Source organism: Paenibacillus sp. 32O-W (assembly GCF_007679495.1).
GTDB lineage: Bacteria > Bacillota > Bacilli > Paenibacillales > NBRC-103111 > Paenibacillus_L > Paenibacillus_L residui.
The window spans coordinates 1-9,976 of sequence record NZ_VEGP01000107.1 but is presented as its reverse complement, the minus strand read 5'-3'; the positions used below and the strand labels follow the sequence as shown (position 1 = coordinate 9,976).

9 protein-coding genes and 1 riboswitch are annotated in these 9,976 nt (G+C 50.2%); of the genes, 2 read left to right on the top strand and 7 right to left on the bottom strand.

Annotated features, from left to right (window positions below; genetic code table 11):
• Positions 1-511: 511 nt before the first annotated feature.
• Complete coding sequence (aroC, locus tag FS806_RS24240; RefSeq protein WP_144941804.1) at positions 512-1,567, bottom strand: chorismate synthase; 1,056 nt, start codon at positions 1,565-1,567, stop codon at positions 512-514.
• A gap of 166 nt (positions 1,568-1,733) precedes the next feature.
• Here aroC and FS806_RS24235 point away from each other — a divergent pair, with 166 nt between their 5' ends.
• Positions 1,734-2,621, top strand: coding sequence for a LysR family transcriptional regulator (locus FS806_RS24235; protein WP_144941802.1), 888 nt, complete (start codon positions 1,734-1,736; stop codon positions 2,619-2,621).
• Positions 2,622-2,657: 36 nt separating this feature from the next.
• Complete coding sequence (locus tag FS806_RS24230) at positions 2,658-3,566, top strand: LysR family transcriptional regulator (protein WP_144941800.1); 909 nt, start codon at positions 2,658-2,660, stop codon at positions 3,564-3,566.
• 162 nt (positions 3,567-3,728) lie between these two features.
• Here FS806_RS24230 and FS806_RS24225 read toward each other — a convergent pair whose 3' ends face one another.
• The 6 genes from FS806_RS24225 to FS806_RS26415 form a co-directional block, all read right to left on the bottom strand.
• A complete protein-coding gene (locus FS806_RS24225) occupies positions 3,729-4,205 on the bottom strand; it encodes an 8-oxo-dGTP diphosphatase (protein ID WP_144941798.1) in 477 nt (158 codons plus the stop codon).
• Between the two features lie 216 nt (positions 4,206-4,421).
• A complete protein-coding gene (gene nrdF, locus FS806_RS24220; RefSeq protein WP_144941796.1) occupies positions 4,422-5,417 on the bottom strand; it encodes a class 1b ribonucleoside-diphosphate reductase subunit beta in 996 nt (331 codons plus the stop codon).
• Positions 5,418-5,509: 92 nt separating this feature from the next.
• The gene (gene nrdE, locus FS806_RS24215; RefSeq protein WP_144941793.1) at positions 5,510-7,642 is read right to left on the bottom strand and encodes a class 1b ribonucleoside-diphosphate reductase subunit alpha; all 2,133 of its coding nucleotides are present in this window, start codon (positions 7,640-7,642) and stop codon (positions 5,510-5,512) included.
• A complete protein-coding gene (gene nrdI, locus FS806_RS24210) occupies positions 7,575-7,955 on the bottom strand; it encodes a class Ib ribonucleoside-diphosphate reductase assembly flavoprotein NrdI (protein ID WP_144941806.1) in 381 nt (126 codons plus the stop codon). Before nrdI ends, nrdE begins: the two co-directional genes overlap by 68 nt.
• A 253-nt stretch (positions 7,956-8,208) precedes the next feature.
• Positions 8,209-8,406, bottom strand: a riboswitch (cobalamin riboswitch).
• A 188-nt stretch (positions 8,407-8,594) separates the two neighbouring features.
• Positions 8,595-9,626: a DUF4261 domain-containing protein gene (locus FS806_RS24205; RefSeq protein WP_144941791.1), complete on the bottom strand. Its 1,032-nt coding sequence runs from the start codon at positions 9,624-9,626 to the stop codon at positions 8,595-8,597.
• A 168-nt stretch (positions 9,627-9,794) separates the two neighbouring features.
• Positions 9,795-9,976 (bottom strand): hypothetical protein (locus FS806_RS26415; protein WP_222126765.1); only part of this gene is annotated, 182 nt, incomplete at its 5' end.

Below are 9,976 nucleotides of genomic sequence, written 5' to 3'. Positions count from 1 at the left end.
TAGGCTTGGTCGCTCCAAAAGTGCATTAGAATCCGCCCCATTTCCCAAAAAAGAGCGAAAGACGCTCAAATGTGCAGTTCTTTTGGACCAAATGAGGGCATTTCGCAAAAATCACTCCAAAGACCTGCACTTTCGCTCTAGAATTAGGCATTACGCGACTTTTTCAAAAAAAGACCTGCACTTTCGCTCTAGAATTAGACACTTCGCAGCTTTTTCCAGAAAACACCTGCACTTTCGCTCTAGAATTAGGCACTTCGCAGCTTTTTCCAGAAAAGGCCTGCAGTTTTGATTGTCTTTTACACAATTCGGCGGACGACCGGGGCTGTCCAAAAAAGTGAAAATATCCGGTGCTGAGCGGTGCTGAAAAATCGCAAACCGGATTTGGGGACAGCCCGCTGATTGAAAGAGGCACTATCCGCTAAAAGCGTTCGGTTTTAACTAAGGAACTGAATAAGCTCTCAAAACTTAAAAAAGAGGAAGCCTAAGCTTCCTCTGATTCAATCCATACCCATTATTGGTGAAGAGCGGCCTGGCGCTTGAAATGATCCTCAAGCACAATACAAGCCATGGCCTCGACCACCGGAACGATCCGCGGGCAGATGCAGGGATCATGTCTTCCCTCGGTGCGGATGATCTGCTCCTTGCCCTCAACGTCGATCGTTTTCTGCGGAACGGAGATGGAGGAGGTCGGTTTCACCGCCACACGGAAAATAATTTCCTGTCCGGTGCTTATTCCGCCAATGATGCCCCCCGAATTGTTGCTCAAGTATCCGCTGCTGTCCATTGGGTCGTTATGCTCGCTTCCCAGCATCTGGGACGCTTTGAAACCGGCTCCGAATTCAATCCCTTTGACGGCTCCGATCGACAGCATTGCCTTGGCCAGCTCCGCATCCAGCTTATCGAATACAGGCTCGCCCAGCCCGGGCATAACCCCTCGGATTCGGCATTCGACGACCCCGCCGCAGCTATCTCCAACGCGGGCGAGCGATTCGATCTTGTCCACCATCGCCCCCACCACTTGCGGATCGCAAGCGCGAACGACGTTGTTCTCGATTTCGCTCTCCACAAAATCTTTGCACTGGATGCCGCCAACCTCAGTCGTATAGGCTACGACACTGACGCCTCTTCTTTCCAGCATCTTCCGGGCCAAGGCTCCGGCAGCGACCCGTGCGGCGGTCTCCCTGCCCGATGCTCTCCCGCTCCCCCGGTGATCTCTGATCCCGTATTTCTTCAGGTATGTGAAGTCCGCATGCCCCGGCCGGAAGGAATCTTTAATGGAATCGTAGGCGGACGGCCTCATATCTTGATTGAATAAAACCATGAACACCGGAGTGCCGGTCGTCCTCCCTTCGAAGGTTCCCGACAGAATCGACACGATATCGTACTCCTTGCGCGAAGTCGTCACGGAGGATTGCCCCGGCTTCCTTCTATCCATCTGCTTCTGAATATAGCTTGTATCGATTTCCACTCCCGGGGTCACCCCATCGACGATGACGCCGACCGCCTCTCCATGGGATTCTCCAAAGGTCGTTATTTTAAACATTTGTCCGAACGAATTACCTGCCATCTCAAGCTACCTCCTGTCTATTTCCATAAGTCCGTTTCGGTAAATAAACATTCCTGTTTACTTGCCGGGCGATTCATTGACTATCCGGTTGACTCCTATTATAATGTGAAAACTGGAATAAATGAAATTCAAATATCCATACTCTGACATAGAGGTGCTCTATATCATGATTTCATTGGAAGGATATCGTATTTTTCTTCATACGGCCAAATCGGGAAATTTGACGAAGGCGGCCCAGGAGCTGCACATTACTCAGCCGTCCGTCAGCTATGCGATCAAGCAACTGGAAGAATCGTTGGGCGTCAAGCTGTTCAACCGGCTGTCCAAAGGCGTGGAGCTGACCGCGGAAGGCCGGGCCCTGCTTGAATATGTAGAGCCCTCCTTCTCCCTGCTGGAAGCCGGGGAGACCAAGATCCGCTCGCTCAAGCAGCTCGAAACCGGCGAGCTTCGCATCGGGGCCGGCGGCTCTCTCATCCGCTATCTGCTGCTGCCGTACCTGAAGCATTTCCGTACCCGGTACCCGAATATTCGTATACGTCTGACTCATGGCAAAACCCCCGATCTCGCCAAGCGGCTGATAGAAGGGCAAATTGATCTCGGAATTGTGCACATGCCGTTTGCGGACCGGCTGCTGGACGTTCGCTCCTTCATGACCATTCAGGACTGCTTCGTGGTCGGGGAAGCCTACCGGGAATGGTCGGAGCGGACTCTGGAGGCGGAGGAATTGGGCCGCCTGCCCCTCCTGCTGCTGTCCAAAGGAAGCAGCACCCGGCAATTCGTCGAGCAGTGGTTTGCCGCGCAGAGCCTTCCCCTCGAGGTCGATATCGAGCTGGGCAGCCTGGAGCTGCTAATCGAGCTCGCACAGCTTGGCTTCGGTGCCGCATTCGTCACCCGCTCATTCGTCAGCAAGGAGCTGGAGTCACGCAGCTTGTACGAATTGCCTATTCGCGAGCCTATTCCGGAGCGCAGCGTTGGAATTGCTTTGCGGCGGGACATTTCACTGTCCGAGGCGGCCGCCCGCTTCGTGGAGACGCTGACGTCTCCCCTGCCATAAATACGCATAGCAGAACAGATTGGGAGGATGCTAGAATTGATTGTAGATACATTGAAAGTGTTTGTTACCGTCGTGGAGCAGAGCCATTTCTCCAGAGCGGCCGAGAAGCTGAACCTCTCCCAGCCCGGAGTCAGCCTTCACATCCGGAATTTGGAGAACGAATTGGGGAGCAAGCTGCTGCATCGTACCTCCAAGCACGTTAAACTGACGGAGGCCGGCTCTATCCTGTATCAACGGGCCAAACAAATTCTGGCTTTATATGAGGAAGCCAAGGAAGAGATTCACCTATTAAGGAATGAAGTAACCGGTTCATTGACTATCGGGGCCAGCTTTACTATCGGTGAGTACGTGCTTCCACATTTGCTGGCGGATTATACGATGGACTATCCTCTGGTCGATGTTTACGTGACGATTGCCAATACGGAAGAAATCTCGAGAGGAGTCCGCGCGAATGAGCTCGATCTCGGTCTGATTGAAGGTGAGGTCGAGTTCCCGGAGCTGCTCGTAGCCCCGCCGTTTGCCAAGGATGAAATGGTGCTGGTGGCACCTAACGATTATCCTCTCTGTTCCCTGGCGCCGATAGAGCCGAAGGAGCTGCAGGATCAAGTATGGGTTTTCCGGGAGACGGGGTCCGGAACCCGTGCGTACAGCGACCGCTTCATTATGGAATCCGGCCTCCGGGTGAAGCGATCCTTCGTGTTTAACAGCAATCAGGGGGTGAAGGAAGCGGTCATGGCCGGACTTGGCATCGCGGTTTTGTCCCGTAGGGTCATCCGGAAAGAATTGGCGTCCGGAGATTTGAGCGAAATTGCCATCGCAGGGAAAAAGATGACACGGGATTTTTCCATTCTTAAAGATCCGAAATCCCCTTCCACAATGGCTGTCAACACGTTCATAAGAAAGCTGAGAGAACAAGAAAAGACTAATGCCGCTGGAAGTCAATAATCCTAGACCGAAGAGCAGTCTCGATCCTTTAAATCTAACGAATAAACTTATAACGGATGACCGTTTAAAGCCTCAGTTTATACTTGAAGACGCTGTTGGCCACAAGCGGTCATCCTTAGTCCGTTTACTCCCAAACAGAAGCCTGTAACGATCCGTAATCGATTACAATCGCTTTACTTTATCCTCTAGGGCACATTTATTCTCTTCGTCCCAAACAACGGAAATTTCGAACGTCCCTTCCTGAAAGTACATCGGAAACCGCCTTCTAAACCAGGGCTGCATAGGAAGCTCCAGCGCTTCTTGAATCGGAACCCACAGCAGCTTTCCTTCAGGTGGATTCGTCAGCAGCTCTCCTTCGAAATCATCCGATATATAATTGAACACCATATACCGGTAATTGGTTTGCGGGACGACGTATTCATCCAATCCTTTATACATTAGTCTCTTCACGTGCAGCCCCGTTTCTTCCAAAACTTCGCGAACGGCCCCTTCCGCCGGGCTCTCCGGAAAATCAACCTTGCCGCCGGGGCCTAAATAACCCGGGAAGCCTCGATGATCAGGCCGCTCAATCAGAAGTACTTTATCGTCTTTCTTGAGCAAACACATCGTATAGAGGTCATATCTGATTTGTTTGGACATATTACTCTCCTTTGTCAATCTAATCCGGTTGAAGAGAGAATCCTGTTTCATTGCTCTATTCTATTTCCTTCTATATTTTTCCTTCCGCTATTTTCTGTCGAGGTTTCGTTCAAGGATAAACGGCATCGCCGTCCTTAGGACAGCCCGTTATACTTACTTATATTTGAACAAAAAAACCGCGAAGGCTTCTGGAAACCTTCGCAGTTTACTGGCCTATCACCAAATATTAGATTCCTGGACCCTCTGATTAAGGAACAGAAAATCATCGTCCTGCAGCGGCTCTACCTTTCCTTTTTGATAACCGCTGCCCTTCGTGGAGAAAAAGTCGTGCGTACTCGTTTCCGTACGGATTCCGTTAAGAACGACCGGGTTAACTTCTTCTTCTTCAAACAAGGGCTCGAGCCCGAGATTCATCAACGCTTTGTTGGCGTTGTACCGGATATATTTTTTTACTTCATGGGTCAAACCGATCGGATCATACAGCTTCTCCGTATATTCCAGTTCATTCTTATACAGATCCATCAGAAGGTCATTGACGAACGCAGAGGCCGCTTTCTGCTCCTCCTCGTTTAGCTTCTGGAAGACCTCCTGCGCGAGCAAGCCGACGAATACCCCGTGCACGCTTTCGTCACGGATAATCAGCTTGATGATTTCTCCGCTGGCTACCATCTTGCCTTGTCCGGCCAAATATAACGGATAGAAGAAGCCGGAATAGAACAGGAAGCTCTCCAGGAAGACGGACGCAACCATCGCCTGATACAGGCTAAGAGGATCCCCTTCCTTAATGCTCTGATAATAGGAATCGATACGGTGCGTTTTGTACTGCAGCTGTTTATTCTCGCGCACCCATTCGAACGTATCGCGGATCCTCTCCGAGCTGGCTACCGTCGTAAAAATCGTACTGTAGCTCTTCGCATGAATTTCCTCCATCGCAGCCTGAAAAATGAGGATCGCCTTCTTCTGCTTGTCTTCGACGTGCTGCGCAATCATAGGCATGCCGACATTTCCCTGTTCCGTATCCAACAGCGTCAGCCCGCCCAATACTCTCATGAAGGTAGTCTTCTCATCGTCGTTTAGCTTGGTCCACGTCTTTAAATCCTTGGATATTGGAATTTCGGTATCCAGCCAAAATTGGGATGTATTTTGCGTCCATAGCATTTCCGTATAGTCCGTTTCCGGCGAATTCCAGTTCACCGCTTCGAATGCCTTCATTCTGCCTGAATCCTCCTTGTCAAATTCGTTATCGAGTCAGGGACCCGATCGCTGTTATCCCTGTCGCCAGTTCAATATATTTTAAGCCGCCCTTAAACAACGCAGCTGATGCATTCGTCAATCGTTCTTTTCTTCGTGCGGGTATAATAGAGGGTCTTCAGCCCTTTTTTCTGCGCATAAATGTAATACTTGGCCAAATCTCTAGTCGTCAGATCATCCTTCACATAGAGAATGGTCGAGATGGCCTGATCTATATGCACCTGCACCTCGGCAACGAGGTCTATCAGATTGTACATGTCCATATCATAAGCTTCTTTATAATAGAAGAAATTGTCCTCATTCAAGAACGGCATCGGATAAATCGTTCTGGAATCCCCGTATTCGCGCTCCTCTATTCTCTGCGTGATAGGCGCAATAGACGCGGTGGAGGATTGAAGGTATGAGATCGACCCTGTCGGGGCAATGGCCATCCGGTAGGCATGATAGATTCCATGCTCTTGAACCAGCTCCTTCAAGCGGAGCCAATCTTCCTTGGTCGGGATCACATGGCCTTCAAATAATGCTTTCACTTTATCCGTGCGCGGAGAATAATCATTATCCAAGTACCGGTCGAAATAAGCTCCGTTCGCATACTCGCTTTTCTCAAAATCCTTGAACGTTTCCTTCCTTTCCTTGGCAATCAGCATCGACCGCTCCAGGGAATAGAAGTTGAGCATCATGAAGAAGGTGCGTACAAAATCGATCGCTTCCTTCGATTCGTACGGAATTTTGTTCGAGGCCAGAAATCCGTGCAGGTTCATGGCCCCCAAGCCGACGGAATGAAGCTCCCGGTTAGCTTTGGCGACAGAAGGAACGATGGCAATGTTGGTGCGGTCGCTCACCTCGGTCAGCGCATCCATGGCCAGATGAACCGTATCCCTCATCCGCTTGTTCTGCATCACATTCACAATATTCAGCGATCCCAGGTTGCAGGAAATGTCGCGATGGATGTCATCCTCTACCCCGTAATCGTTAATGGTGGATACTTCACTAAGCTGGGCGATTTCGCTGCACAGATTGGAAAACTTCACCCGGCCGATTTTTTTGAGGGCATGATATTCATTGGCGTTATCGACGAACATTATGTATGGGTAGCCGGATTCCATCTGAATTTGCGCAATTTTTATGATGAGGTCTCTGGCGACGATTTTCTTCTTGCGGATATTCGGATTATTGACCAGCTCGTCGTACATTTCCGTAATATCCATATCGTCCAGATGCATTCCGTACTCACGATAAACCGTATGCGGATAGAACAGGTACATGTCTTTATCCTGCTCCACCAATTCGAAAAATTTATTAGGAGCAACGACGCCCAAGGAAAGCGTCTTGATCCGGATTTTCTCATCGCTGTTAATCTTCTTCGTATCCAGAAACTCATGGATATCGGCGTGGAACAGGTTGAGGTAAACGACCCCGCTGCCGTCACGCTGGCCCAATTGGTTCGCATAGGAGAAGGCATCCTCGAACAGCTTCATAACCGGCAGAACTCCGCTTGCTTTGCCGTCCAGCCCTTTAATTTGTTCGTCGGCCGCACGGATCTTGCTTAGATTGAGGCTGACACCGCCGCCGATCTTGCTTAACTGCAGAGCCGAATTGATCGCGAATCCGATCGAGTTCATCGAATCATCCACTTCCAGCAGGAAGCAGCTGACCAGCTCCCCGCGCCGCTTTTTGCCTGCGTTCAGGAACGTGGGCGTAGCCGGCTGATATTCCTGAGAAATCAGCAGATCCGCATATTCCCTCGCCTTTTGCATATCGCCGTTGCCCAGGAACAGCGCTACGACCGCAATCCGGTCTTCATACCGCTCCAGAAACTTGGTCCCGTCATTCGTCTTCATCGCGTAATTGTTGTAAAATTTAAAAGCGCTCATAAAGGACGGAAAGCGGAACTTCCGGGCATACAGCCCCTCATACAAGCTCTTCACTTCGGCAAAGTCGTATTTGTCGAACAGCTCTTTCTCATAATAGTCGTGCTCGATCAAATAATCGATCTTCTCTTTCAGATCATGGAAGAAAACCGTGTTCTGATTCACATAATCGACAAAATAGCTTCGGGCCGCCTCCCGGTCTTTGTCAAACTGGAATTTGCCGTCCTTAAGCACCATAATTTCATTATTAAGCTGTATCCAATTGGAAAGTTGCGTGGACAATTTGATTGACCTCCTGTTTAAATCGCTCGACATCTTTGTTCGTGCCGCTCAGCTCGAATTTCATCAGCAAAGGCACCGAGTACATCTCGGCCACCCGGTCTCCGGCCAAGCCGTAACGGGCTCCCCAGTTCATATTGCCGCTGGAAGCAACCCCTTGCAGCCACCGGCTATTTTCCTCCAGAAATTTCAGGGTCGTCTGCGGAACCTGCCCCACACCCGTAGTATAAGTAATCAGCACATAGGGCTGGTCGACGGTTAACCCTTCCGTAATTTGAACGCATTCCAGCTCCAATTTGTTCACGAACCGTTTCACGTTTCCTGTCTTAGAGTCAAATACGATAAGCATAGCTACCTCCATGGGCATCCACGTTCGGGGTCGTTCCATAGCAATCTACCTATCCACTTTTGAAGTAAAATGTGATAGCAGGATGCCGGCTGGCAGCAATTAACTCCGCCAAGCCCCGGAATTTAGAACTTCCAATGCATTAAAAATGGCCCATCCGCCGGTGGTGGGCCAAAAACGACAGCATGAAAGCTACAGAGCCATAAAATGGGCTCTGCTCCGTGTCGTTTCAACCTCTCATTCCCCGAAGATGCGAAACTTGCAGAGATAGAAGGCAGGTCTACTGGCTTTGTGCTTCATCCTACTTTGAGCCCTTCCCGTATAGACCCGCCCCAAGACGCTGCCTATACAGTGGTATGCTCATTTCATCCGCACTTACAGTTGCGGGGACAGCTCCGGATTCACACCGGATTCCCTATTAAGTCAAATCTGACACCTTCTTCTCTATCTGTTATATTCAGTTAACTCTCTATATCTAGTATCTGTCGTCGAAGATGAACACTAAATATAGTCTCCTAACGTAATATACAATGTTTCTCTGTAACAATCAAGAGGCATTTTGGCATATTTATATTTTCATAGATTTACATAACGGACATCGCCGTTGAGGTAAATAATTCTCCTGCTATTCCAGCCGTCTCTTTAACGGCCATGAAGCTGCCCTCCTGCGGAATAAGGCTCACCCGGGTTGAGGTCGATCACACGCCTTCGCGGTTCATTTAACGAGTGCTGATGCTCGCAGCGCCAACGCTGGCTCTCTGCGGAACCGATCGTTTCCCCGTCTCGAATGATGTCGCCCCTTTCATACAAATAATAGGCGAGATCGACGAGTATGGTGGCTACTTCATTCGGATCAAGACCGGTAAAATGACACTGCAGGTCAGGCACCCCCATCGCGGCAAGACCGCATGTATCGACGAGCATTTCCGGCTGGCCTGTCCCGTCCCCTTCCGCCTTGTATAATCGCACGTTCATAGCCCCGTGCAGCCATTCCCCTTCAGAAATTGCCCGTAAATATTCCTCGGGCTGAACGAGCTTGCCGCTTGTTTTCCAATAGATGGCCTCGCAAGGCGCCGTTTCCAGAAGAGCGCACAGAGCGCTCTGAAACAGTTTCAATCTTTCTTTATAGTTCAGTCCTTCCGCGCAGAAATCGGTCAGCAGCAAGGAATAACGGCAGCCTCCGACCACTTGGCGGGCATCCGGCCAATGCCACGATTGCTGCAGTGCAGCTTCATACAAGGCCGCTTCCGGCGGACGCTCAGAGGGTAAGATACAAGTTTGCGCAGGAACGACTCCATCGCGGTATTGGACCATATAGTTGGAATGATAGAATAAGAGAGGTTCGAAATCTTGCCGCGTCCGCTCGCCGGAATGGGCCTCCGATACGACCGGATCCCGATCCCGCGCACCCTTAGGAGCATGTTCGTCGAGCCTGGCTTCCCCGGTATATTTCTGCATCTTTGCGTATAACCGTTCTTGATTCAGAATTGGCTTGTGCCGGTACAGAAGTTCCACCATCCATACAGGAGCGAAGCCGGGGAATTCCTCTTTGGACTTCACGATCGTCTCCTGCTCCTGCTCCTGCTTCACCGGTGCTTCTGCGGGTTCATGAGCTTCCTCCGTCACTTGCTCTTTGCTTTTGCTCCATTTGCGAAATAGATCTAACCAGCCCATTATCATTAAATTCCTCCTGTCTATCCTGATGTTTTTTCTAACGGACCGTCACCCGACATCCGCTTTGCAGCCTTCTTATTCCTGACGGATACCGTTCCGGAGCCTTATCCATCCCATTGGCAAGGCTATAGCCCGCTCCTTGGTCCGGCCCCGGCTTCAGGGATCGTTTCATGCCCCGAAACTACATATAGCACATCCGCTTGCATTTTGCCATTCATCCGTCTCCACCTCTGCTAAATTATTCATAATCAGGGAGCCGTTAAATAATTTTTCATAACTCAACTTTCGCAGAGCGAAAATCGGCATAATTGCATGATGTGACTGAACTAACGGTGAATGTAATACTGAGG